The 24,781-nt window shown below is 52.6% G+C and carries 20 protein-coding genes and 3 pseudogenes; 15 read left to right on the top strand and 8 right to left on the bottom strand.

From position 1 onward, the window contains the following. Nucleotides 1–472 precede the first annotated feature (472 nt). Nucleotides 473–1,597, top strand: a complete 1,125-nt coding sequence (locus KOSB73_RS05725) for a ribosomal protein uL16 3-hydroxylase (RefSeq protein ID WP_004133465.1) — start codon at nucleotides 473–475, stop codon at nucleotides 1,595–1,597. A gap of 66 nt (nucleotides 1,598–1,663) precedes the next feature. Here the strand turns inward: KOSB73_RS05725 and surE are convergent, their stop codons facing one another. Next, nucleotides 1,664–2,539, bottom strand: coding sequence for a 5'/3'-nucleotidase SurE (gene surE, locus KOSB73_RS05720; RefSeq protein WP_004108710.1), 876 nt, complete (start codon nucleotides 2,537–2,539; stop codon nucleotides 1,664–1,666). A 494-nt stretch (nucleotides 2,540–3,033) separates the two neighbouring features. Here surE and KOSB73_RS05715 point away from each other — a divergent pair, with 494 nt between their 5' ends. Then, nucleotides 3,034–3,813, top strand: coding sequence for a histidine phosphatase family protein (locus KOSB73_RS05715; RefSeq protein WP_049089859.1), 780 nt, complete (start codon nucleotides 3,034–3,036; stop codon nucleotides 3,811–3,813). 84 nt (nucleotides 3,814–3,897) lie between these two features. Further along, on the top strand, nucleotides 3,898–5,241 hold the full coding sequence (locus tag KOSB73_RS05710; RefSeq protein WP_049100001.1) for an OprD family outer membrane porin: 1,344 nt from the start codon (nucleotides 3,898–3,900) through the stop codon (nucleotides 5,239–5,241). A 41-nt stretch (nucleotides 5,242–5,282) separates the two neighbouring features. Here the strand turns inward: KOSB73_RS05710 and KOSB73_RS05705 are convergent, their stop codons facing one another. Further along, nucleotides 5,283–6,647 carry an MFS transporter gene (locus tag KOSB73_RS05705; RefSeq protein ID WP_024360460.1) on the bottom strand — a complete coding sequence of 455 codons (1,365 nt, stop codon included), beginning with the start codon at nucleotides 6,645–6,647 and terminating at the stop codon, nucleotides 5,283–5,285. Nucleotides 6,648–7,225: 578 nt separating this feature from the next. On the opposite strand from KOSB73_RS05705, the gene KOSB73_RS05700 reads away from it, so the two are divergent. The 6 genes from KOSB73_RS05700 to KOSB73_RS05675 all read left to right on the top strand — a co-directional run bounded on the left by KOSB73_RS05700 (nucleotide 7,226) and on the right by KOSB73_RS05675 (nucleotide 13,801). Beyond that, nucleotides 7,226–8,875, top strand: coding sequence for a signal transduction protein (locus KOSB73_RS05700; RefSeq protein WP_098140309.1), 1,650 nt, complete (start codon nucleotides 7,226–7,228; stop codon nucleotides 8,873–8,875). Nucleotides 8,876–9,019: 144 nt separating this feature from the next. Further along, nucleotides 9,020–10,471: an MFS transporter gene (locus KOSB73_RS05695; RefSeq protein WP_064406608.1), complete on the top strand. Its 1,452-nt coding sequence runs from the start codon at nucleotides 9,020–9,022 to the stop codon at nucleotides 10,469–10,471. A 52-nt stretch (nucleotides 10,472–10,523) separates the two neighbouring features. Next, nucleotides 10,524–11,627 (top strand): mandelate racemase/muconate lactonizing enzyme family protein, encoded by a 1,104-nt coding sequence (locus tag KOSB73_RS05690; RefSeq protein ID WP_004108723.1) that lies wholly within the window; start codon nucleotides 10,524–10,526, stop codon nucleotides 11,625–11,627. A 23-nt stretch (nucleotides 11,628–11,650) separates the two neighbouring features. After that, nucleotides 11,651–12,478, top strand: a complete 828-nt coding sequence (locus KOSB73_RS05685; RefSeq protein WP_004133472.1) for an SDR family oxidoreductase — start codon at nucleotides 11,651–11,653, stop codon at nucleotides 12,476–12,478. After that, nucleotides 12,472–13,383 carry a dihydrodipicolinate synthase family protein gene (locus KOSB73_RS05680; RefSeq protein ID WP_024360463.1) on the top strand — a complete coding sequence of 304 codons (912 nt, stop codon included), beginning with the start codon at nucleotides 12,472–12,474 and terminating at the stop codon, nucleotides 13,381–13,383. The genes KOSB73_RS05685 and KOSB73_RS05680 overlap by 7 nt, the downstream gene beginning before the upstream one ends. Beyond that, nucleotides 13,370–13,801, top strand: coding sequence for a GlcG/HbpS family heme-binding protein (locus KOSB73_RS05675; RefSeq protein ID WP_064411437.1), 432 nt, complete (start codon nucleotides 13,370–13,372; stop codon nucleotides 13,799–13,801). The genes KOSB73_RS05680 and KOSB73_RS05675 overlap by 14 nt, the downstream gene beginning before the upstream one ends. A 136-nt stretch (nucleotides 13,802–13,937) precedes the next feature. Here KOSB73_RS05675 and KOSB73_RS05670 read toward each other — a convergent pair whose 3' ends face one another. After that, entirely contained in the window at nucleotides 13,938–14,951 is a 1,014-nt protein-coding gene (locus KOSB73_RS05670) for a LacI family DNA-binding transcriptional regulator (RefSeq protein WP_177935939.1), read from the bottom strand. Nucleotides 14,952–15,161: 210 nt separating this feature from the next. After that, a pseudogene (locus KOSB73_RS05665) lies at nucleotides 15,162–16,192 on the bottom strand (DUF1176 domain-containing protein). A gap of 383 nt (nucleotides 16,193–16,575) precedes the next feature. Here KOSB73_RS05665 and KOSB73_RS05660 point away from each other — a divergent pair. The 4 genes from KOSB73_RS05660 to KOSB73_RS05645 all read left to right on the top strand — a co-directional run bounded on the left by KOSB73_RS05660 (nucleotide 16,576) and on the right by KOSB73_RS05645 (nucleotide 19,473). Then, a complete protein-coding gene (locus tag KOSB73_RS05660; protein ID WP_053064564.1) occupies nucleotides 16,576–17,370 on the top strand; it encodes a DNA/RNA non-specific endonuclease in 795 nt (264 codons plus the stop codon). A 289-nt stretch (nucleotides 17,371–17,659) separates the two neighbouring features. Continuing rightward, the gene (symE, locus tag KOSB73_RS05655; protein WP_098140307.1) at nucleotides 17,660–17,983 is read left to right on the top strand and encodes an endoribonuclease SymE; all 324 of its coding nucleotides are present in this window, start codon (nucleotides 17,660–17,662) and stop codon (nucleotides 17,981–17,983) included. A 146-nt stretch (nucleotides 17,984–18,129) separates the two neighbouring features. Further along, nucleotides 18,130–18,564: a VOC family protein gene (locus KOSB73_RS05650; protein WP_004133487.1), complete on the top strand. Its 435-nt coding sequence runs from the start codon at nucleotides 18,130–18,132 to the stop codon at nucleotides 18,562–18,564. A gap of 165 nt (nucleotides 18,565–18,729) precedes the next feature. Beyond that, on the top strand, nucleotides 18,730–19,473 hold the full coding sequence (locus KOSB73_RS05645) for a hypothetical protein (RefSeq protein ID WP_004133488.1): 744 nt from the start codon (nucleotides 18,730–18,732) through the stop codon (nucleotides 19,471–19,473). A gap of 113 nt (nucleotides 19,474–19,586) precedes the next feature. Here KOSB73_RS05645 and KOSB73_RS05640 read toward each other — a convergent pair whose 3' ends face one another. Further along, nucleotides 19,587–20,138 (bottom strand): hypothetical protein, encoded by a 552-nt coding sequence (locus tag KOSB73_RS05640; RefSeq protein WP_004133489.1) that lies wholly within the window; start codon nucleotides 20,136–20,138, stop codon nucleotides 19,587–19,589. A gap of 186 nt (nucleotides 20,139–20,324) precedes the next feature. Beyond that, nucleotides 20,325–21,242 (bottom strand): hypothetical protein, encoded by a 918-nt coding sequence (locus tag KOSB73_RS05635; RefSeq protein ID WP_014227694.1) that lies wholly within the window; start codon nucleotides 21,240–21,242, stop codon nucleotides 20,325–20,327. A gap of 179 nt (nucleotides 21,243–21,421) precedes the next feature. Here KOSB73_RS05635 and KOSB73_RS05630 point away from each other — a divergent pair, with 179 nt between their 5' ends. After that, a complete protein-coding gene (locus KOSB73_RS05630) occupies nucleotides 21,422–21,700 on the top strand; it encodes a helix-turn-helix domain-containing protein (RefSeq protein WP_004133491.1) in 279 nt (92 codons plus the stop codon). Between the two features lie 87 nt (nucleotides 21,701–21,787). On the opposite strand, the gene KOSB73_RS05625 is transcribed toward KOSB73_RS05630, so the two are convergent. Both KOSB73_RS05625 and KOSB73_RS05620 read right to left on the bottom strand, forming a co-directional pair. Then, complete coding sequence (locus KOSB73_RS05625; RefSeq protein WP_098140306.1) at nucleotides 21,788–23,266, bottom strand: restriction endonuclease subunit S; 1,479 nt, start codon at nucleotides 23,264–23,266, stop codon at nucleotides 21,788–21,790. Continuing rightward, a pseudogene (locus KOSB73_RS05620) lies at nucleotides 23,263–24,561 on the bottom strand (HsdM family class I SAM-dependent methyltransferase); the annotation flags it as partial. The gene KOSB73_RS05625 and the pseudogene KOSB73_RS05620, both read right to left, overlap by 4 nt. Nucleotides 24,562–24,564: 3 nt before the next feature. Between KOSB73_RS05620 and KOSB73_RS30395 the strand changes: the two are divergent. Beyond that, nucleotides 24,565–24,781, top strand: a pseudogene (locus KOSB73_RS30395) (IS3 family transposase); the annotation flags it as partial.

Raw genomic sequence — 24,781 nt, 5'->3', positions numbered from 1 at the left:
ATTGTTAAAGAGCAGTGCAACACGGCTTTCGCTCACCGTTGCGAGGTGGCGTATATTACGCTTTCCTCTTTCAGAGTCAACCCGTTATTTCAGGATTTTTTCTCTTCAACCGACCGGGTTGTTTGTGAAGTGATTCACATCTGCCGTGTCAGTGGGAGCGCATTATAGGGAGCTCCCGGGATATAGCAACCCTTAAAATACAAAAAACTTATCAAACGCTCATAATTTAAACTTTTCGCACCCCGCGCCCGTTACTCAAAATCGAGAAAACCCAGACGCCATGCTGCCTGTAGGGCATTTCAGTCAAAAACGAACTTTTGCGAAAATCAACGATATTCGCCAGTCGATCGCCCCTCTATCGCATGCCGTTACGTCAAATGATGAATTAAGCACCAGCCTTGACCCATGACAAAGCGGCATAAGGGTGCCTATTTCTATAATCAGGCCCGTTTCTTCTTATTGGTATGAACCTATGGCTTATCAACTCAACATTAACTGGCCGGAGTTTTTAGAAAAGTACTGGCAAAAGCAGCCGGTGGTATTAAAGAAGGCTTTCGCGAATTTCGTCGATCCGATTACCCCGGATGAACTGGCCGGGCTGGCCATGGAACCGGAGGTCGATAGTCGACTGGTGAGCCTCAAGAACGGTCAATGGCAGGCCAGCAACGGCCCGTTTGAACATTTTGATGGTCTGGGCGAAACCGGCTGGTCGCTATTGGCTCAGGCGGTAAACCACTGGCATATGCCCGCCGCTGAGCTGGTGCGCCCTTTCCGCGTACTGCCGGACTGGCGTTTAGATGACCTGATGATCTCCTTTTCCGTACCGGGCGGCGGCGTGGGCCCGCACATCGACCAGTATGATGTCTTTATTATTCAGGGCATGGGTAGCCGCCGCTGGCGCGTGGGCGATAAGCTGCCGATGCGTCAGTTCTGCCCGCATCCGGCGCTGCTGCACGTCGACCCGTTCCCGCCGATTATTGATGAGGATCTGGAGCCTGGCGATATTCTGTACATTCCGCCGGGATTCCCGCACGACGGAATCACTCACGAAACGGCGCTGAACTACTCCGTCGGCTTCCGCGGGCCAAACGGCCGCGATTTGATCAGCAGCTTTGCCGATTACGCGCTGGAAAACGATCTCGGCGGCGAGCACTACAGCGATCCAGATTTAACCTGCCGCGAACATCCGGGCCGGGTTGAAGAGTATGAACTGGAACGTCTGCGCGGCATGATGATCGAGATGATTAGCCAGCCGGAAGATTTCCGTCAGTGGTTTGGACGATTTGCTACCACGCCGCGCCACGAGCTGGATATTGCGCCAGCTGAACCGCCTTATGCAGAAGAAGAGATTGTCGACGCGCTGGAGGGAGGCGAAATGCTGACTCGCCTGAGCGGCCTGCGGGTACTGCACATCGGCGATGACTTTTTTGTCAATAGTGAACAGTTGGAGCCAACCGAACCTGCGGCTCTTGACGCGCTGTGCCGCTATACCCTGCTGGGTAAGGATGAGCTAGGCGAGCGCGCGCTGCGCAATCCGGCCTTTATCGCCGAGCTGACCCGTTTGATTAACCAGGGCTATTGGTTCTTCGACGAATAGCGCTTCATCATCGGTTCATATAAAGAAGGCGCGAATAGCGCCTTCTTCTTTTATATCACTACGGCATTATTTTCCGAGCAGCGTCTCATACTGCGCCTGGAACTGCGGCGCGTTCCATGAGCCATCAAACAGGGTGTAAGTAATATACCCCTTGTTCAGCCAGCCCGAGTCATTATCCCCTTCCGCCGGTTTTATCGCTTCCGGATTCATCGTCTGTTTTGCGGTGCCGTCCGCCAGCAGTTCATAACCAATCTGTGGTGCGGGGAACTGTTCATTCTCAATATAATGAACGCCCTTAATTTCAGCCGACGGCAGCGGCGGATAGTTAATGCTCAAACCGGACCCTTGCGGCAAAATCGGGCTTCCCGGTTTATGCGCGGCGTTAAGTTTATCGACCAGCGAAACGACGTAATCCACCGAGTCAGGCCAGTACTTATGCGTGCTCGGCCATTTGTTCTTCATCTCTTCTTCCGTGAATCGGTAGCCAATACTGGCGGCAATCGCCGGGAAGCCATAGCGAATGGCGCGAGCCGCGGCGCTCACGGTACCGGAGTTAACCTGCGCCATACCGGTATTGGGACCATCGTTGACGCCCGAAATCACCAGATCCGGCGGCGCGTCTTTCAGGACGCCCCACAGGCCAAAATCCAGCGCATCGGCAGGGGTTCCGGGGAAGCAGTAGCGTTTATCAGCGGCTTTTTTGACATCAAAAACTTTACCCGTCTTAAAGGTAATTGCCGACCCGATCCCGCTCTGATTCGTTGCCGGCGCCACCATCCAGACGTCATATCCTTTGGCCGCCAGTTTTTCCTGCAGCGATGTGGTTCCCACAGACTGGCAGCCATCGTCGTTAACCAGCAGTATTTTCAACGGTTTTTCAGCAGCCTGTACGCCAGCGGCAGATAACGCCAGAATGGCGGCAGTCAGGATTTTCGTTCTCATCATCACTCCTTGTTGGGTAGCAGAGGTATTTCTTCGGCGCAAAAAAAAACCTAAGACTCCTGCCGCACGCCTCATTGGCGGACAGGGGTCTTAGGTTTTGCCTGTGGTCAGTAACAATCCCAGAGTGCAGCGAAAATAACGCCAGTGCGCGGCAGAGTCCAGAGCAGACATCATTATTTTGTGACGGAGATCAATCCTCAATAATTATTTAAGCCAAAAAATACCAATTAATCTGAAAATTAAACTTAAGATACAACTCAATCAGCAAAATTACCTGCATGAAGACGATCACATTTATTGACATTAATAATAAATAGAGGATGTCTTTTTGCATAATTAGTGCTAACGTCGCCCTTGTTGGATTGTTACTGTTTAGAACAGGCGAAACCTACGTCATCGAGTTCGAGCGAACATAACCTTATTTATGCTTCGCGTCGAATATCTGACGTAGGTTTTTTTTTGCTTATAAAAAGACCATTCAGGTGGAGCGTTATATGAAGAAGTGGCTAATAGCATTAATGATGGCGGCAGGCGCGGCAACCTGCTCTGCGGCGGAAGTTAAAAACGATGATGGCGTGAATATCTATTTCGCTCGTCATGGCAAAACGCTGCTGAATACGTTTGACCGCGTGCAGGGTTGGGTGGACTCCCCGCTTACCGAAGACGGCATTCGCGTCGCTCGTTATCTCGGCGAGGGGCTTAAAGGTATTCCGTTTGATAGCTTCTATTCCAGCGATGCCGGACGTCAGCGTGAAACCATGCAGGTGATCCTTAAGCAAGCCGGAGTAAGTGATTACAAACTTACCGAGCTAAGCGGCCTGCGAGAAGCCTTCTTCGGCGGTTTTGAAGGCGGCTATAACAAAGATATGGCCGATGCCGGCGCTAAACAGCTGGGGCTTAAAGATGGCGCAGCGCTGTTCAGCCAGATGAAAGCGGGCACCCTGGCCGTCGATACCAACCAGAATGCGCTGGCAGCAGCCGATCCCAAAGGCATGGCGGAAAACTATCAGCAGATAAAAACCCGTACCCAGGCAGCGCTGCACACTATCGTTGAAAACGCGCAGGCCCGGGGCGATAAAAACGTGCTGGCGATTTCATCCGGTACCGCAATGCAGATTATGATTTCCGATTTAACCGACGATAACGCGAAAAACAAACCGCTTGCCAATGCCGCGGTGGTGAAAATTGTTTATAAAGACGGCAAATATACCGTTCCAGAAATTGGCACCATGAAATATGTTGAAGCCGGAAAACAGGCTCTCGATAAAAAATAATACCCACGCTTAATTATTTATTACGGCAGACTTCAGGCGAAAACACCTCGCCTGGATCGCTGTGTCCCTACTCTGGGGTTTATTATGAAAATGAATACTACAACAGTCGCCATTATGCTGCTGGCTATTCCCGCCAGCGCCTGGTCAGCTTCGGCCACTAACAGTCTGAAGGAGCGCGATAATATCGATACCGTGCTCGACGATCCGTTATTCAGCCAGTCCCATATGAATTTGTCGTTTAAAAACTACTGGAAATATCTTAAGGAAGAAGAGACCGAGCCAAAGAAAGTCCATAATGCCTGGGGTCAGGGCGTCGCCGTCGATTATCAGTCCGGCTATTTTGCCGATATTATTGGCTTTGATGCCACTTACTACGGCGCGGTAAAGCTCGGCGCCAGCGATTACTTTAACTCCCGCGGCGTGCTGTATAACAACGGCAGCGGGAATAAAAAGAGTAACGCTGAGGGCTTTTCCAAATTCGGTCAACGCAACATCAAGCTGCAGTATCGCCTGGCGGACACTCAACTGAACGCCCGCTGGGGCTGGCAGACGATGAAAAACTTTGGCGTCATCTCCAACTCGACCCGCCTCTCCCCGACCACCTATTTGGGCTGGACTGGCGCGGTGAACTACGGCCCCTTCACGCTGCGCGGCGCGTACATCGAAAGCGCGATGGATCGTAACTCGCCGGATAAGAAACGCTTCCAGACCAACAGCGGGCAGTATATTAACCATATCGCCAGCGGCGATATTCTGTGGCAAAGCGAGCACCTGAACATGCAGTACGGCTATGGTGAAAGCGACAACTATCTGCGCCGCCATATTCTGTTCACCAATATTAAGCCGATAAAAGCGCTGAACATCGGAACTCAGGTCTACGCCACTCACGCGCTGGACGAGTATAAAGCGATGCCGGCGAATAAGCGTGACTTTGACGACGACGCCTGGCACATCGCCATGGATGTGAAGTGGCAGGCGGACAACTGGAGCACCAAGTGGGGTCTGGGCTATACCGACGCGAACAAGGCCAATGAAGTAGGCTTCTACCCGCGCCATATGAGTAAAAACTCGCGCGGAACCTTTATCTCAATGGCCTATGCCGGCAACGACTATATGCGCGACGGTGAACTGGTTCTCTCTAATATGTCGGACTATAACCTGACGCCGGAGCTGGCGATCGGTCTCGCCGGCAACATCGCCCAGTTTAACTACCGCGGCAACCACGTCCGTACCGGGGAAATTAACGCCTTCAGCCGCTGGGTACCGACGCACCCAAGACTGAAAAATCTCACCGTCTGGGCGATGTTCGGACCGGGCTGGTCCTATAAGATGAATGGCAAAACGCCGGTGCTCACCGACGGCCATTACAGCCGGGCCAATTCGCTCTCTTCGGAAGTGATTATCGAATATAAATTTAATCTGTTCTGATACGCCCGCCCCGCCGGTCATGGCGGGGCAACCCTCCCCGGCTACTTCTTCACCTCATTAAGCTCATCGTTATAGCTTTCCCGCGTCACACAGACGCACAGGATGGTAATCAGCGCCATGCAGGCGAGAAACAGCGAGATGGGCCACGATGCGCCGCCGGACCACACCAGCAGCAAGGTACCGATCATCGGCGTTAAGCCGCCGACGATATTCGCCAGCTGGAAGCCGAGCGACACGCCGGTATAGCGCACGCTGGTGTCAAAAAGCTCCGAAAAGAAGGCCGGCTGGACGCTGAACATCATGCCCAGCCCCACGGAATAGCAGAAGGTGGTGGCGAACATAAACATCTTCACCGAGCCGGAGTCGATCATCCAGAACAGCGGGAAGGCAAAGATCAGCGTGATAGCGGCGCCGGCCAGATAGACCGGTCGGCGGCCAATTTTATCGGAAAGCCAGCCGAAGAACGGAAAGGTAAAAATGCCGACAAAACTGGCCAGCAGCAGCCCGTTCAGCGCCGTTTCGCGAGTAAAGTTGAGTTCCCGGGTCACGTAGGACATAAAGAATGCCACCGTCAGCCAGCCCAGAACAATCTCCCCCATGCGCATACCCATCGCCAGGAATACCGCTTTACGGTGATGTTTGAGCACGGTGAGAATAGGAAACTTCTGCTCCGCCGCTTTCGGCGCGTTCTGCTGCTGTTTCTGATTCTCCTGAAACACCGGCGTCTCTTCGATCCTTGAGCGGATAAACATCCCGACGAACAGCAGCGCGATGCTTAACAGGAAAGGCACGCGCCAGCCCCATGACATCAGGTCCTCCTCCGGCAGCATCACCACCAGCGCAAAAACGCCGGTGGCGATAAACAAGCCAAGCACGTTGCCCAACTGAACAAAGGTGCCGAAAAAGCCCCGGCGATGGCGCGGCGCATACTCGGTGATCAGCGTCGTCGCCCCGCCCCATTCGCCGCCAATGGCAAAGCCCTGGCAGAGGCGCAAAAAGATAAGTATCAACGGCGCGGCGTTACCTATGGTGTCGTAGCTGGGGATTAATCCTATGAAAAAGGTCGAAATCCCCATAATCATCAGCGACAGAACCAGCGATTTTTTGCGGCCGATCTTATCGCCATAGTGGCCAAATACGATGGCCCCGATGGGCCGGCTGACGAAGGTAATCGACAGCGTCAGGAAGGACACCAGCAGCGCCATCAGCGGCGAGAGGTTAGGAAAAAACAGCGACGGAAACACCAGCGCGGCGGCGGTGCCGTAGATAAAAAAGTCATAGAACTCAATCGTTGTGCCGGAGAGACCGGAGCCCAGCACGGTGAGCAGCTTTCTTCTTTCATGGGTTTGTTGCGATGTTTGTTCATTTTTTGCAGGGGTCATGGCGGGCGAGGTAAGCATAGTCATCATTAAATCCTCTGTCCTGAATCATTATTGTTAAGTCGGGCAGCGCCTGGCTAACACATCGTTGGCGTGGGAAAATCGCCGGCAAGCTAACTCGAATTAGCTAATTATAACAAGAGACAGAGATTCACAACGTAAATGCTAAAAGAGTGTGACCAGGATCGGTTAAATTTTAACACCCGCGCCAGCGCCGCGAGACATATCGCTCAAGACATAACGAAAATAATTCATTAAATTCAATTTATTAAATATTAAACGCTGATTTACCGTCCCCGCTTCGCTTCCCGCCCGCTTTTCTGCCCGCTTTTCTGCCCGCCTAGATGCCGCCTCAGCAAGCGTTCCCGGTCACCTGACCTCCCGTTTAAAATAAAGAGTTAAATATTAATAAGTTAATAATTTCACATTGATAGCCATCACAAATCCCCGGTAAAGAGTTTGTTCCTGTCTTTTTTTTGACCTAACTTGCTAATTCGAGTTAGCCAAAGAAATTAGCCAGCAATAAAGCGATTGATGCCGCGCTTACCCCGGCGCAGCACGCTCAACGATAACTAAGCGACCTATCCCCTACAGGAGAAATTCACATGCTGAATTTAACGTTACCCGCGGAAGCCGAACTTATTACCCCGCAGCCAGGCGAAGTGTTGATGGTGACCAATGCGGATCTCCGCGAACCGGCTAACGTCACCTGCTGGCCCACGCAGAAGCAGTTTGAACAGCGCCTGGAAACGGCGCTGGAAACATTAGGCTATCGCCTGCGCCGCGCCCATCCGGTCAACGAGCGGCGCGGTCACGGGTTTATCAGCAGCCAGAAAGAGGGCAGCGAGCTGTTCGCCGGGATCGATCCGGATGCGCCGATTATTGTCCTGCTTACCGCCTGGCAATACTCCCATCATCTTGCTCCTTCGCTGGTACATCATCGCGGCCCTATTTTGCTGCTCGCCAATTTTGACGGCACCTGGCCGGGCCTCGTCGGCATGCTCTGTATGGCAGGCTGCCTCACCAGCCTGGAGCGCAACTACTCGCGGCTGTGGTCGGAAACCTTCGCCGACGAGGCGTTTATTCGCGGCCTGGACACCTGGCTGCGCGACGGCCATCTCAGCCATAAGCTCGGCTATCTGCATCCGGTTGCGCCCAGCGCGCCGCTGCTGGCCAGCGAAGCCGGACAGATTGGCGTGAAGGTTGGACAGTCGATCCTCAAACACAAGGCCATTGTCGGGCTGTTCGATACCTTCTGTATGGGGATGATCAACGGCGTGTTCCCGCAAAAAGCGATGATCGACGTAGGGATGCCGGTGGAGTCGCTGTCGCAATCGGCGCTGCTGGTTGAAATGAACAAGGTGCCGACCGACCTGCGCGAAGCCTGTCTCGACTGGTATGAGACCCGCGGCATGCGCTTCCGGTTCGGCGCCGACGGGGCGAAGGATCTGACCCGGGAGCAGGTACTGGAACAGTGCGCAATGATGATCGCCATGGCGCGCTTCGTGAAGCGCTTCGGCCTGACGGCGGTGGGCGTGCAGTATCAGCAGGGGCTCAAAGACAGCTGCGCCGCCTCGGATTTTGCCGAAGGCGCCATCGGCAACGCGGAACGCTTTCCGATCCCGGATGAAAATGGCGAGATCGTCTGTCCGGACGCGCCGATCCCCTGCATCAACGAGGTGGATATGGGCAGCGCCATCCCGCAGGTGATGCTGGCGAAGCTGCTCGGCGCGCTGGGCATGGCGAGTGAAACCACCCTTCACGATATCCGCTGGGGTAGCGAATACAACGGCACGTTCTACTGGGATCTGGAGATCTCCGGCGCGGTGCCGTTCGCCCATCTGAAGGGCGGGATCGCCGGGGCCACCGGCTATCGCCAGCCGGCGATGTTCTTCCCCTACGGCGGCTCGACCATTGCCGGTCAGGGCAAAGCCGGACGCTTTATCTGGGCGCGCGCGCACTACGAAGGCACTCAGGTGATCCTGCATATCGGCACCGGCACCGCCGTCGAACTGCCGCATGACGAATTCGAACGCCGCCGCCGGGCAACCAACTACGAGTGGCCATTACTCAACGCCGTTCTCGACGGGGTTTCGCGCGACGATTTAATGGCGGGCCACCAGAGCAACCATCTCAGTCTGGCTTATGTAGAAGAGGAGGTGTTATCCGAAGTGCTGAACGCCTTTATTGCCCAGGCGCTGACGCAAAATATGAAAGTCTTTATCGCAGGCGATGCGCATTTATTAATGAAATAACAACTGATTCGCTTATGTAATTTTTACGTTGTTAGCGATCCTGACAAACATCCGCTGCATTCGTCTCTTTATCGTCCATAAAGAGCGGATCAACGCGCATCTGTCCGGGCGGGCCCTCCGCCTGCCCGGATAAGAGAGGATTATATGTATCAGCAGCAACATATTGAATTTATTATCCAGAAGGCAAAGAAACGGCTCGATCAGCAGGAGGCCCCCGGCTGCACCAAAGCGGGATGGCTAATGATCACCGCATTATTAATTGAGTCATGGGATATTTATTCCATGGCGTTTATTTTATTCGCCCTGAAAGATATTTATGAGCCCAGCAGCTGGCTGCTCGGTTTTACCGCCGCCGGCACCCAGCTTGGCGCGGTGGTCGGCGCGCTGCTCGGCGGCTGGCTGACCGATAAGCTCGGACGGCGTAAAATTTTCCTCTGGTCGATGATCCTGTTCGCGATCTTCGCCGTTCTTCAGGGCCTGGCGCCCAATATGTACTGGCTGGCGATTATTCGCTGCCTCGCCGGGATCCCGGTGGGCGCGGACGTGGCTAACGGCTTTACCTACATCATGGAGGTGATGCCGAAGGGCAAGCGCGAAGTGATGGCCAACCGCTGGCAGTTTATGTTCGCGCTGGGGATTATCGCCGCCATTCTGCTGGTCACCACGCTGGTGGCGCTTGATGTTCACCCGGATATGATCTGGCGCATCGTGCTGGCGGTCCCGGCGATCCCGGCCTGCCTGCTGCTGTTTATGCGTCGGGAGCTGCCAGAGACGCCGGCGTGGTTCGTCGAACGCGGCCGCTTTATCGAAGCGAAACAAGCCTCCCGCGACTATTACGGCGAACAGGATGGCCGTCTGCTGGACGACATTCTGCCCAACGAAAACGTCACCATCGCCGACCCGACGCTCAAAGAGACGCTGCACGATCTGTTCCGTCGTCCCTTTACCCGCCGCACCACCCTGTTCGGCTGGTTCTCCTGCGCCGTGCAGTCGTTTGAAAACTACGCCTTCTCCTTCTTCCTGCCGCTGATCCTCGTCACCATCGGGATTTCCGGGCAGATCCAGAATAACCTCGCCCTGCTGGCGGTGAACTGTATCGCCGCGCTCTCGGCGTTTGTCGGCCCGCTGCTGTTGCCGAAGCTCGGGCATAAGGGGCTGAGCAAATACGGCTTCCTGCTGGTCACCATCGGCATCTCAATTTCGGCGTGGGGCGTCTACAGCAGCAGCTTCGCATTTATCATCTTCGGCGCGGCGCTGATGCTGTGGGGCCACTACTGGGATTCCGAAAGCGGCATGACGGTGATCTCGCTGGTGGCAAAACCGCGCTATCGCGGCGTGGCTTCCGGCATCGGCTACACCATCGTCAAGGTCACCGCCTTCGTTACCACCCTGGTCTTCCCGGCCCTGTTTGAAGCGGTCGGCGTACCCGTCGCCTCAATGATTATCGCTATCGCGCCGTTCTGCGCCTTCCTCGCCTCCATTTTCCTGCTACCGGAAGTCTTCGGCCATGCGGTGGGCGACGAAAACGATCGAGAACATGACGCCAGCCCGGCAATCGCCCTGGAGGGGCATGAATCCCCGGCCTCCAAACATTAACCGCCCGGGCCGCAGAGGCGGCCCCCGCTGAACCCATAAAGGAAGGAATCAGATGAACAGCACAAAAATGCCCGTGATTGAAAATATCGAACTGATGACCGCCCGCGTTCCGCTGCCGGAAGGCCCGTGGGGAGATCAAATTCACCACGTCACCGATATCGAAGTGGCGATTGTTGACGTCTACGGTTCTAACGGCCACGTCGGCACCGGCTTTAGCCACACTTCCGGCTGGTGCGGGAAAACCATCTCTGCGCTGATTGCCGAGATTATCCCTGACGTTATTGGCCAGCCGCTCTCCCCGCGCGGCCTGTGGCATCGCTCGTATAAACACGTACACGACGTCGGCGGCGCGGGCGTCACTACCCATGCCCTGGCGGCACTGGATATCGCCTACTGGGATCTGTTAGGCAAAACCCTCAACGCGCCGATCATCGACATTCTTGGCCGCGTACGCGATCGCGTTCCGCTGTACGGCAGCGGCATCAACCTGCATCTGTCCATTGAGGAAGTGATCGACCAGGTCAAGCGCTGGAAAAGCACCGGCTATCTGGCGGCGAAAGTAAAAGTGGGCAAACCGACGCTGGAAGAGGACGTGGAGCGGCTGCGTAAGATTCAGGAAGCAGTGCCGGGCTTCCCGCTGGCGGTGGACGCCAACCAGGGCTGGAACTTCCCGCAGGCGCTGCGCGCGTTCAAGCTGTTCGAACCGCTTAACCTGCTGTGGATTGAGGAGCCACTGCCCTCCGACGATATCGCCGGCCACCTGCGGCTGCGCGAACGCAGCGCCACGCCCATCGCGCTGGGAGAAAACGTCTATAACTTAAATCAGTTTACGCAGTACATCGAGAGCGGCAGCGCGGATTACATCCAGGCAGATCTCGGCCGCGTCGGCGGGATCACCGGCTATCTGGATATCGCCGCCGTCGCCCGCGCGCACAACCTGCCGATGACGCCGCATTTTGTCATGGAACTCAGCGCCAGCCTGCTGGCGACGGTGCCGAATATCTCATACGCCGAGATGACCGACGGCGGGCGCTGGAAAGATCTGCGCATCATCGCCGAAGCGGGCGAAGAGGTGGACGGCTACTACGTGCCGAGCGAACGGCCGGGCCATGGCATTATTCTCGATCGTGATTACCTCGCAACCCACAAAATCTAACCACGCAGTGAGGGGAAAGGACAATGGAAGACACGTTATTCTCGGTTAAAGACAAGGTCATCATCGTGACCGGCGGCCTGGGACAGCTGGGGGCGCAGTACGTGAAGACGTTACACGACCGCGGCGCGAAGGTGGCGGCGCTGGCCACCCGCGTCGATGCCGCGCGCGTCGACCGCGTGCTGGGGGCGATTAAGGACTCCGACCGCCTGCTGTGCGCGGAAGTGAATATTACCGATAAAGCCAGCATTAACCGGGTGCTGGATAGCATTGAAGCGAAGTGGGGCGTGCCGGATGGCCTGGTTAACAACGCGGGCGTCGACACCCAGCCCAGCGCGCCGCCGGAAGTCTCCGGGCCGTTTGAGGAGTTCCCGGAAGAGGTGTTCCGCGAGGTGGTGGAAGTGAACCTGGTCGGCACCTTCCTGATGACCCAGCAGGTCGGCAAGCGCATGAAACAGGCCGGCAAAGGCGGCTCGATCATCAACGTCGGTTCGATCTACGGCGTGGTCTCTCCGGTGCAGGATATCTACAGCTACAAAAAAGAGGACACCGGCATTCCGTTCGTCAAACCGGTGGCCTATTCGGCGGCAAAGTCCGGGCTGTATAACTTTACCCGCTACTGCGCCACCTACTGGGGGCGCGACGGCATTCGCGTCAATACTCTGACCCTCTCCGGCGTCGAGCGCAGCGATCAGGACCCGCGCTTTCAGAAAAACTACACCAGCCGTATCCCCATCGGGCGGATGGCGAAAGCCCACGAGTACAACGGCGCGGTGGTGTTTTTGCTCTCCGACGCCTCGGTCTATATGACCGGTTCCAACGTGGTGGTGGATGGAGGCTGGACCGCATGGTAAGCGATAAATGGCAGGTTTTTCGCGGCATTATCTCCGCCGTGGTGACGCCGATGCACGCCGATGAGTCGGTGAACTACGCGGCGCTGGACGCGCTCGCCCGCGCCCAGCTGGCACGCGGGGTTGAGGGCTTTTACTGCTGCGGCTCCTCCGGGGAGGGGCCGTTGCTGCGTTTCGATGAGCGCCGGCAGGTGCTGGCGACGCTGGTGCAGTCGGCGGGCGGTCGCGTGCCGGTGATCGCCCACGTCGGGACGCCGCGCACCCGGGATGCCGTCGAGCTGGCGAAGCACGCCGAGCAGGACGGCGCCAGCGCGGTGTCGCTGGTGCCGCCCTACTACTACAAATATAGCCGCGAGGAGATTATCGCCTACTACCGTCGGGTGCTGGACGCCATTTCGATTCCGGTGATTTTGTATAACATTCCGCAGTTTACCGGCGTCGAGCTGGACGCCCAGAGCGCCGACGCGCTGCTCGGCGATGAACAGGTTCTGGGGGTGAAGCATACTTCGCATAACCTCTATTCGCTGGAACGAATGATCGCCCGCTACCCGGAGAAAGTCTTTTTTAACGGTTTCGATGAGATCTTCCTTTCCAGCCTCGCGGCGGGCGCGACGGCCACGGTTGGCACCACGGTTAACCTGCAGCCGGAGCTGTTTCTCGCCCTGCGCAGCGCCTTTCAACAGGGCGACATCGCCCGGGCGCAGCGCCTGCAGCAGCAGATCAACGAGGTGGTGGACCAGCTGGTCGCGCGCGGCGTGTTCCAGTCGGCGAAGTATCTTGCCGCGAAAGAGACCGTCGATACTGGCCCCACCCGCGAGCCGTTTGTGGCGCTGACGGCGGTGCAGAAAGGCGAGCTGGATGACCTCTATCTGCGCTTACGGGGGTATATCGCCGATGCCGGACAATGACGCGCTCTGTCCCCAGGTCCGCCTGAACGATAGCGCCGTGTGCCAGCAGGTCTCGCGGTTTTTACAGGAGACGGAAAGCGATGCGCGAACCCGGGGGCTGGCAGTGGCGGTTGTCGGGACTGAGGGCGAGCTCATCGCCTTTGGCGCGCACGCTTGCTGCCCGCCGCTACCGCGCCAGCTGGCGCAGCGCAAGGCCTGGAGCGCCCTGCGCTTTCGCCGTCCGACGGCAACGCTGGCGCAAGAGGTCAGCTCCGGTACCCTGCAGCTGGCGGTATTTAACGACCCGCAGCTGCTGGCGATGCCGGGCGGCGAGCCGGTGATAGTTGAAGGGCTGGCTATTGGCGGCATCGGGATCAGCGGCCTGCCACCGGAGCTGGACGCCGGGCTGGCGGCGCGGTTTGTTCAGCGATTGACTTGATGAAGGATCGTTAAGGGTTCCCGGATTGCGGCGCCCGCGCCTTATCCGGGCTACCAGCGCGCGCAGGATGCGGTATCTGTAGCCCCGGCCAGCATAGCGCAGCCGGGGATTGACGTGTTCACACAAGCCGTGTCATTTACTGGCTCCGCTGCTTCTCCACCGACAGCGGGCGGTGAATCAGGGTCATCGGCACGGTGATCTTCACATCGGCATTTTCGCCCTGCAGCTTCTGCTGCATCAGATGAAACGCGTGCTGCGCCCAGGCGTCCTCATCCTGGCGCATCGACCACACCGCGTTCGGCAGAAATCCCAGCATCTGATGTTCATCGAAGGTGCCGATGGGAATATCCGACGGAATAAAGCCGTAAGTTTCCCGCAGCGCGCTCAGCGTCCCTTCCAGAATGGGCAGAGAGGAGGCGATAAACGCCTTCGGCGGCTCGCGGTGCTGACGGAGAAAATCGAGCATCAGCTGTTTGCCCTCTTCCTGACGGTTATGGCTGGCGGACAATATCCACTCCTTGCCCGCGGGCAGTTCGCTCAGGTAGCCCTGCAGACGACGCTGGATCGACGGCTGCTGGGTATCCCCGGCGATAAAAAAAATCGGCGAGACGTCCACCGCCTGGGTCATCGCCTGCACCAGCTTTTTGCTGCCGTTGTAGTTATCGCTCACCACCAGCGACACGTCGCTCTCGCCAAAATCGCGGTCGAGCAGCACCAGCGGCCGCTTGCGCGCCACCTTCTGATGATGCAGCTGCGTTTCCCGGGTAGAGGGCACCACGAAGAGCCCGTCAACGTTGCGCGCCAGCAGCCCTTCAACCAGACTGTTTTCATGCTCGCTGTCGCTGTAGGTGCAGGCAATCATTAGCTGATACCCCGCCTGACGGCAGCAGGCTTCGAGCTTTTCCGCCAGGGTGGAGAAAAACAGGTTGGATAAACGCGGGATCACCAGCCCTAAGGTCTCGGTTTTATTGAGCTTCAGGCTGCGGGCGATATGGTTAACGACCAGCCCGTTCTCGGTGATGTAATCATTAATACGCTGCTGCGTTTTGGCGCTGATGCGATACTGCTCAGCTTTGCCACCCAGCACCAGGCGCACGGTGGTAATCGAGATTTCCAGCGCCCTGGCGACTTGCTCAACGGTTTTGGCCATAAACTCATTTTCCATAACGAACAGAACGGCTTAATCATAAACTAATTCGAGTTAGCAATACATTAGCTGCGCTGTTATTTTGAACAAGGCGTCAGTTTTCTGACGCCACTGGCGCTGCCGATCGCGATCCCGCGACGCGGACGATCGTTAAGATCCTTCCCTGTCCTCTCTGTCGGCGTGTGTGCCGGGAGAGATTCTGGCCGTGCTATTTCACTTTACCGGTTTAACCTCGGTCACCCAGGTGGGGAGATCCCATGTCCCGCCGAGGCGAAGATAGCGGCACATCCCGGTGTCGCTTCACGGCTTTTGCGGAACGTTGTGCCATCCCAGAGCCAGCTAGCCATCCCCCAGCAATCGCCGAGCCCTCGCCCTTTCTGGCTCATAAAAATCTCGCCGTCGCCATACTCAGAACCGGAAACCGTAATAAGCGTTGGATTACCCTCAAGTTTGCTATCCACAACCCAATAGCCATATCCCTCGTTATAGGCCGCCCGCCAGCACAAGGCCGAAATCAGAGAATGGGCGTGATCCAGCGGCCTCAGGCTAATAGTTTCAGGCTTCTCGCCCTCCTCAGGCTGGAGGCGATCGCACCAATCATCGTGATTTAGCGTGGCCAGAAGCTTCGGCTTGAGCACCGCCAGCTCAGGCGCGGTTAACGCTCTCTCCTGCGCCTTCTCAGGCATGACCCGGTGAATGACCGGGGCGGGAATCGCCGCCCGGACGCTACTTTCCGGCCTGTCGCCTTTTTTGGTCAACGCGCCCGGCGTGCCGATTCGCCCCTGAACATCGTCCATTTTCAGCAGTACCGCGTAAGCGCCTTCGTCGGAAAGCACAAACGGCGCCTCCGCGCCTGTAAATTCGACCTTCCCGCTGCCTTTGATGGCGTTAACGATCGCCCGGGCCTGTTTCTCCGACAGCGGCCAGCTCTCTTTTGCGGGCTTCACATCGCCTGCCGGCTGGCCATTGATCCACAGCGTCAGTTTGCCCGGCAGAACGTCGCTGTCGGTCACCTCCGCCAGCATCAGCTCTCCCGAGACGGCGGTGCCCGCTCCGGCCTGGCGGGTCAGCAGCACCGAACCTCCGCTTCCTTCTTCAGCGCTGTATCCCGCCGCCCGGCAGGTCAGCGTGTTATCACACACCACTTCCCAGTCTTTGTGGCTGAATGAAACGCCTGTTTCCGCCAGCGCGGGGAGACTAAGTACGGCCAGTGCCAGCACGCCTCTCCAGCGTTCCTTTTTCATACCTTCTCTCCTTAATCGGTCATTCGTATAGTCTGAGTAATCCACCTCGCCGAGAGAAGCGTTTTCCCCTGCCGCGACATTTTTTCAGACAACGACATGGATGCCGCACCGCTTTACGCTTCGCTGGACATATTCCCGCCCGTTCAGCCCGGCTGAAAATAGCGGGCAGCGAGTCTGATTACCTCATTCAACATCATTTCTGAGATCACAAAATAACATCCGCCGTGATGTTAAATCATCTTGTGATATTCCGCGCGGCTGCGACCGGCTAACTCTTTTTACGCTCTCACTTCATCTTTGCGATTCATAGGTGAATTCCGCTCTGATTATTCAGGGGGTTCTTTTATGCATCGATTCATCTTCTCTGTGACGTCATCAACAACATGAAGCTATTCAGAATATTCAGCGTATTGCCGTCGTTATTTTTTGCCGCCGCGTGCGTTGCCGGGTTATCCCACGTAGATAATTGTGAAGTGGGCTGCCCGACCGGTGGAAGCGACCAGACGCTGGTTCGCGAAGCCTATACGCTCAACAACAACAGCCACCGCAAATTCGCCAATTGGGTGGCGTATAAAATCACCAAAGCCAGCCTGGCCAGCGGGCGTTCGCGCAGCTGGAAGCGCGATCCGGATTTACCCGCTGCGGATACTCTTGCACCCGCGGCATATAAAGGGGCCAGCGCAGCATTGGCAGTCGATCGCGGGCATCAGGCGCCGCTCGCCGGGCTGGGCGCCAGCGCAGACTGGCAGGCGTTAAACTATCTTTCTAATATCACTCCGCAGGCATCCGCCCTGAATCAGGGGGCGTGGGCGCGGCTGGAGGATAAGGAGCGCGCCCTCGCCGAGCGCAGCGACGTGGCGGCGGTGTGGTCCGTTACCGGGCCGCTGTTCGAACGGCATATCGCCACCCTGCCCGCCGCGCCCGAGGTGGAGCTTCCCAGCGGCTACTGGAAGATTATTTTTATCGGCTCCAGTCCGGATAAGGGCGAATACGCGGCGTTTTTGCTGGATCAGGCGACGCCCAAAAGCGCCAGTTTTTGTGATTATCAAGTGACGGTGGAGGAGATTGAGCGGCGGACTCATCCGGCGCTCTCGTTCTGGTCCGCCCTACCGGCAGGTATCGCCCGCCGCCTGAAGTCCCGAAAGGGTACGCTGGCAAAAGAGATGGGGTGCCCGTAATTGGACATGGCATTCTGTTGCGCGCATTATCTCGCTTTTATTTTTTTTAATCTGCTGTGCGGTTATTTCAGCAATATCAGGAAAGACATTTTCCACAGGCGCGAATTAATAGCACCATGTATTCTGTTAATTCTTAATTGATGGTTAAAGGCGTTAATTATGTCCGATTAAACTCTGGACTTTATTTTTATTACTGGTTAGGTTTACAGGTGTTATTTAGCGCGGTGCGAATGTGTTGGCGCACACCCGCACCGCTGATCACAATTACTATTTCGCGAGAATAGCAACCATGACTAATGCTGATTGTATTGTAGATTCGTTTGGTCCAGAAGTGTCGCCGAAAAATAAGCGTCAGTTGACGGTGAGTTATGTGAGGCGTTTGCCAGATCGTCGTCTTGTTCCGGCGCTGTTCATGAAGGGTGACTGGCTGGCGGCGGCAGGGTTTTCGACCGGCACTAGGGTGGAGGTGCGGGTGATGGAGGGCTGTATTGTGCTGACGGCGGTTGAGCCGGAACCGGAGCTGGAAGCCGCGATGCGCAGGGTGGAGAAGCTGTCGGCCAGGAAGCAGAAGCAGGTCAGAGAGTTTATCGGGGTGATAGGGGGACGGAGTTGAGGGGTCAGGATTGCGGTGACAGACAGGATTTTAATGCCATTCTCTATATCGCCACTCCGGACCTGTACTCATCCATCAAATCCGTACAACGCTCCTTTTAGATAACAGATAAACACCTGTTAATACGACTGAATGAGGAAACCATCATGGAGACTTACCGATTACATCGCGGCAGGCTTATCGACCATATCCAGCTTGTGGTAAATGATTTCGAGGCCAGCAAAGCGTTTTATACAGCCGTGCTGGCGGTCCTTAAGATCCCTGTTGTGAATACCTACGACGATTATTTTTGGGCTGATGAGCTTGTTGTTTCATCCATTAATAGCCCCGGTTCCGCAGGTAAGCCGACAGGACGCCATCATCTGGCTTTCCAGGCCAGGGATCGTGAGACGGTGGATGCTTTTTACCAGGCAGCGCTGGCACACGGCGGCAGTGATAACGGCGCACCCGGTGAGCGAACTTATCACCCGGGGTACTACGCGGCCTTTGTACGCGATCCCGATGGTAACAATATCGAAGCGGTTTACCATGGCGAGGGGGAACGCAGTACGGCATCGGTGGAGATTGGCTTCAGTCTTTAAGTATAACGGCCTCCGGGCAGGGGCCGTATTGGGCGGTTGGCATTAAGTCAGACCAGGAGCCAGCCCAGGAATTAGCTATATCGAAGCCCTCATAATAATGAGGGCTACATAAAATAAATTCAGTGTTGTAAATTCATTGCGTATTCATTTTATAAAGGAATAACGATGGGAGCCATTAACGAGATAGATATTGCAAAGCTGGTTTTGCTACCCGCGATTTTATATGTGGCTAAAAAGATCATCGACTGGGCGGGAAAAGTGATGTCCAGCCCGCCAGCAAAGCGAAAAATTCGCTTCGAAAAGGTACCTATTGAAACGAAAATAGAGGTGCTGAATAAAATCGCTGAGATAGCGAACGCTGAAATACCCGACACTAAACTCTCGAGGACGCATCAGACGGTACAAATGAAATTTTTGTATGAGCAGATCGGGATAACGCTTCCTGTCTGGCACGCCCATCAGCTGATCGCGTGTATCGCTGATAAAAATATCGGCTCATATGATGTACGATTAATGAGTTTCCTTAAAAACCCATCCTTTTATCGTTGTGAAGAAAATCATTTTTCTGTAGATGCTGAAAAAATAAAAAAATTTCACATCGTTAGTGGAGGTTTCTGGCTAATTTCAATCGTCATTTTTGCCTGCGCCTGGTGGACAACAATACAATCGTTACTGGCCAGCGGGGCTGTAAATTCAGCTATCGCATTTTCACTGTTTTACTTTATTTCCGCTATTGTGGTCACTGGCTTTATCTTGAGCCAGGTTGGAGAAACCTGGCAAAGCGCCAGATTCGCCAGGCTGTTTGAAAGGTGGTGTGAGGATGAAGCGGGGGTGGAAAGTGGGGAGCATGCTGTGCTAGCCGCATCGGGGCCAGAAGAACAGATGCCTCAACAGGAGGTTTTCAAATGATGAAATGCAGATACAAAAAAGTATTTTAGTGGTCTGATTGGGGGATTTGGTGCGAAGGCCGGACTCATGGACTAAACTTAACTAATTAATAATTAAAGATAATGTGAGGGTTATTAATTATCGATATACGATAAAAGTCCATATTTTTCGACGATGCCCTCATCCAATGCACTAACGGTGATCCCCGTATAAGATGTCCACCCATGTAAATTTTTCACGTATTGCATAATCTCACCGGGAACCTCACGTGAAAAGTGTAAAACAATCTCGTCTTCAGTTCCATGCCATGCTGAAAGGGTGTCGATCTGAACGTTTGTAGCGATTTTTTTCCAATCACAGATCGTTAGTCCTGATATTTGAAGCAAACCTAAGGTGTTATAGTCCCCATTATCAAAGGGCAGTTCATCAGGTATAGGATTTACTTCAATATTTTCTGCATCAATCTCAGGATATTCTTTCTTCACAAAATTGATTATTGCGGTTGAAAAACTACTCGTACCAAATGTAGGTTTAAACCAATGCGAAACTTCTCTGTTGAAAGTATCAATCCTATGGTCATAATATTCAACAATGACTTCTAACCCACGATAAGAACTCATAACATCCTTGAAGTTTTTATCATTTACAGAAAAAGTAAATATTACTTCAGGTTTTTTTCTGGTCATAGCGGCCTCAACATAAAGCTTAATGAGTTTAAGAAGATTAATCCTTACCAGGATAAATAAACACTAAAAACAGGACAACTTCAAGATAAAAGTTACAAATAAAATAAGGAATCGAAGTTTTATAGTGGAATATTACATTAAATAATCGCTATTAAATGTAACATACCACTGGTACCGAAGAAAGAATCAATAATGATACTTAATTGTCCTTTTCTCTAGAGTACATGATGAGTACTTACCCCACTTGTCTTCAACAGCACATTTATTTCTTTCAACCCAGTTAGAGTATTTGTCAAATTTATAATTAATATACTCGACACCATCTCCGACTTCAGGGTTGTTCAAGGATGAGGAAAAGGTCTTTATAAGATTACCACTTTCTGAATACTTCTCCCAACTTTTATATGTCACCCTTTTATTATCAACATATCTTTTCTTCAAAATAAACAATGGAGTTTTTTTATCTTTTCCAAACTCATATTCATATATAACAGTTTCCATAGGGACATTTTCAGAACGATAGTTTGAAATATTCACTCCCTTGGCATTTATAAATGTTTCCTTTATTACAAATCCTTTCCTATAATACCTTTTTATTTCACCCAAGATAGGAGAAGGTTTATCATATGAAACCTCGATATCTCCTGATGCTAGCTTTCGATATATCAAGTTTGTTTGATATATTGTCTCTTTATTATTTTTATCATAAAGATATGATCTAATGGATTTTATATTCCCATATTTATCTCTGTCATATAAAGAATAATCAAACTTCATCAAGTTGCTTGATGGTGAGGAATGCTTGTACGCATTATCGATATCCACTCTTACAGGAAGAGGATTTGGATAACCAGATGAGATATGAATCGCCTTACTGGGTGTTTTTATATAATAAATGTTTTCGTCCGGATCATATCGAATCATCCTTTTTTCTTCTGACCTCGTAGTCCTCTCAATGATTTCTTTTACAGGTCCATGGACATCCCCTATTCCATAATCTAACGCGGGGTCTTTTGCTAGCTGTCTATTAACAAAACCTCCGGGATCATCTGCATATGAAGATAATGGTATACAAAAAATAATACTTAAAGTTTTCCTGTACATATACTCCTCCTCAAAAAATTCCCCGTGATAACCCACCGATTACATACCTAAAGAATCTCTCAAAAATCAGATAAAAACCCATATGTTCAGCCTAAAGGTAAGTACTTTAGTAAGTCTAAAGAAAATCAATCTTAAGGAATGCTAAAGATGGTGTCAAGGCACACTATCAAGATGGATCCATGATCCCCAAGCGATTGAAAGAAGCTCGTAAAAGAGCAAAATTGACACAGGAGAAACTCGCTGTTATGGCAGGAATAGAGGAGGCGACCGCCTACTCCAGGATGTCTCATTATGAAAACGGTACACATCGCCCTTCATTTGAGACAGTCTGCGCTTTTGCCAAGGTCTTAAACGTACCTGAATGTTATTTTTATACCGTCGACGATTCTTTTGCTGAAGCCTTGCTTGAGCTTTATGATAAGCATCAAGCATTTTGGAAAATATCCGCGAAAAGTTAATAACAAATCAACTACTAGATCATATCTAAATAAAATAAAACATTTTATAATTTATATTAATTAACAGCCCACAGATGTGGGCTATTTTTATCGAACAACCTTTTTAACTATCTTTTTTGAGGTACCTGACGCTAATTTCTCAGTAGAGATTTTTTGTAATAAAGCTTCAGCGCTGTTGATGCCGCTAATTAGGTCAAGATTTTCTTCTCGCCATTGGGCAGTGAGTTCACCACAGAATGCTTTAGCAAGGATGGATTGAGTGAGATTATTGATTCGTGCTAATGCGTTATTAGCCGCCCTTTGAATGGAATCAGCATAGGAAAGAAATTGGTCAATACGCAGAACTATTTCTTCAATCTCCTTTTCAGGAGGAAGTCCAATAGGCAAGACATTTAATGCTGCCTGTGTCAATTTTGCCCGCCCAGTAGTGCCAGTTAACCAAGGGGTTATTTTATAATACATCAATGCATAGCATAAATAATCATTTGCTGATTTTGTTGGGGCAGATAGAATATGAACATGATTATTTACCCAACACTTCCCTGTATAACGGTAGGCTATTGGCTTCACTCTTCCATAGAATGTTTCATCCTCTGTAACTAGTACGTAATCACCATTAAATATAAAGTCATCTACTCGGTCCACTTCACCATTAGCACCAAAATATGGATAGAGGCCCTCAGATTTAATCCTTTTTTCTTTTTTAACCGGTATTCTCTGGCTATCCAGACAGTCTGCAATTTGAGAAACACTAACTATTTCCCAGGATGGAGGAACAACCAATTCTCCTCCAGTTTCTATATCAGGAAGGTGTGGTTCTATAAATTTTTTAGTTCTCTTTAAATCACCAAGCGCCAACAATTCATTCTGATATATAGAAAACCGTTCCTTTCTAAGACTAATCCAGCGAACAACCAGTTCCTTTGCCGATTCTGATGTTTTATTTTCATTTCTCCATTCTGCAGTAAGCTTTCCGCTTACTGCAGAAAGTAATACTGAGTGACGAAATTTTTTCAAAAGCTCAGGGATATTTTCCAGCCGGGATTTAATGCTCTCTACTCGAGCCCAAAGACTACCGAGCTTATTGGATATAATTTTTTGCTCAGCTAAAGGAGCCAAATAAAAAGGAGCATTTCGGCCATCATTTGTTCCTAGTCTAGGCATATTCACGCCATAACTAACCTCATTGACGTACCGTAAAAAGAACGGACTTTTTAGCCAGAAAAATATATACTTATTAATGCAAAAAGGTTCTGCATTAATAGGGATGATTTCCGTGGTACAACCCCCCTCATCATCAGCCATGATGACTTTATTCAGGTATGGTCGCAATTTCCCGTAGAGAACATCTCCCTTATTAAAACAATTTTTTGTGCTTTTGAATGGCCGCTCAGTTACTCTAACCTTAGAAAGGAGTTTAGATGAGTCTTTTTCAATGTCCTCAAGCTCTAAAACCCACGTATTTTCAGTCACATCAACTAAAGTTTTTTTAGCAGACCGACCATAATCAACTATATTCCCTAATTTTGTATTAACCCATTCCCGAGGCAATTTATTTTCATTCATCCCTTCACTCCGTCCAGCATTTCATTCAGCAGAACTTTCTGCTTATCCGCCTCTTCCCCAGCTCCCAGCTCACGTATCAACGCATCCAGTTCACCCAAAGCCTGCACCAGTTCACTCATCGCTTCACTGGCCAACACAGATGGCTCTGGCAGGTTGGCAGCATCCACACTGCTGTTATCCCGCAGCCAGGAGATATCTAGAGAATCACCTTTGGTATCGCGGATCCACTCCCGGGTAAAGACCCGCCAGCGGCTGGTTATCAGGCGATCATCAACATTGTCGTTTTCCGCCGTGTCAGGCGCGTCAATTTCTTCAGCGTTAAAACTCCATTCTCCTTGCTGACGAGGTGCATTACCATAGGGAGAGTCGCCAAAAACTGCTTCAAACGGCTTGAGATGACTATCGCCAAATGGAGTACGTTTACCAAAGCTTGGCATATTGGTACGCAGATCATAGACCCAGACATTTTCAGTGCAGTTTTCTTCTTGGTATTTATTGGCTTCAGTGCCTTTGGTGAAAAACAGCACATTGGTTTTGACGCCCTGAGCGTAAAAAATACCGGTCGGTAAACGGAGGATGGTATGCAGATTACATTTGTTCATCAGGTCACGACGCACATCGGTACCCACCCCAGCCTCAAACAACACGTTATCCAGCAGCACAACCGCAGCGCGGCCACCTGGCTTGAGGTTGCGATATATATGCTGTAAAAAAGCCAGTTGCTTATTGCTGGTTGGATAGGTCAAGTCATCACGGGTAATACTGGCTTCACCGCCTTTCGCTGTGCCAAACGGTGGGTTAGCCAGTATAATATCGGCTTTCGGCAGCGCCTGCCCGGCCATACCTAATGCATTCCCCTGATGGACTACACCTTCAGCATCACCTTCCATGCCATGTAACAGGCAGTTCATTAACGCTAAGCGACGAGTAGAGGGCACCAGTTCAACGCCAACAAATGCTTTGTTCTTTTGAAACTGCTGACCTTTGGCGGGCAAATCATAAAGGTCATCGGTTTTAGACTTGATATACTGGTCAGCCGCAATCAGAAAGCCAGCTGTACCCGCCGCCGGATCCTGAATCACTTCACCCGGCTGAGGTTTAATGCAGCGCACCATGCTGTTAATCAGTACGCGTGGAGTGAAATATTGCCCGGCACCGGATTTGGTTTCACCGGCATTTTTCTCCAGCAAACCTTCATACAGATCGCCCAGACCATCTTTCTGCGCACTGAACCAGTCAATCTGATCCAATGAACGGATCAGTTGCTCAAGATGGCGCGGTTCACGCAGGCGTGTTTGCTTCAGCGCCTGCTGGGCAAGAAGACGATGGAAGTTGAGATCCTGAAAGAAGCTGTGGAGTACGGTCAGTCGCGAAAATGGATAGCGCACGCGCCCTTGTTGCCAAAGGACGGGGAATAGCCCTGGTCAGCCGCACCATGGGCGTGTCGCGTGCGCAGCTGTCACTGCGAATTAACCGTTCTGCCGACTGGCAGGACAGGCGCTGTAAGCGGCGTAA

It is taken from the genome of Klebsiella grimontii (genome assembly GCF_900200035.1).
Classification (GTDB): Bacteria; Pseudomonadota; Gammaproteobacteria; order Enterobacterales; family Enterobacteriaceae; genus Klebsiella; species Klebsiella grimontii.
Note: the sequence above shows the minus strand (reverse complement) of the source record. Positions and strands in the feature narration are given on the sequence as shown.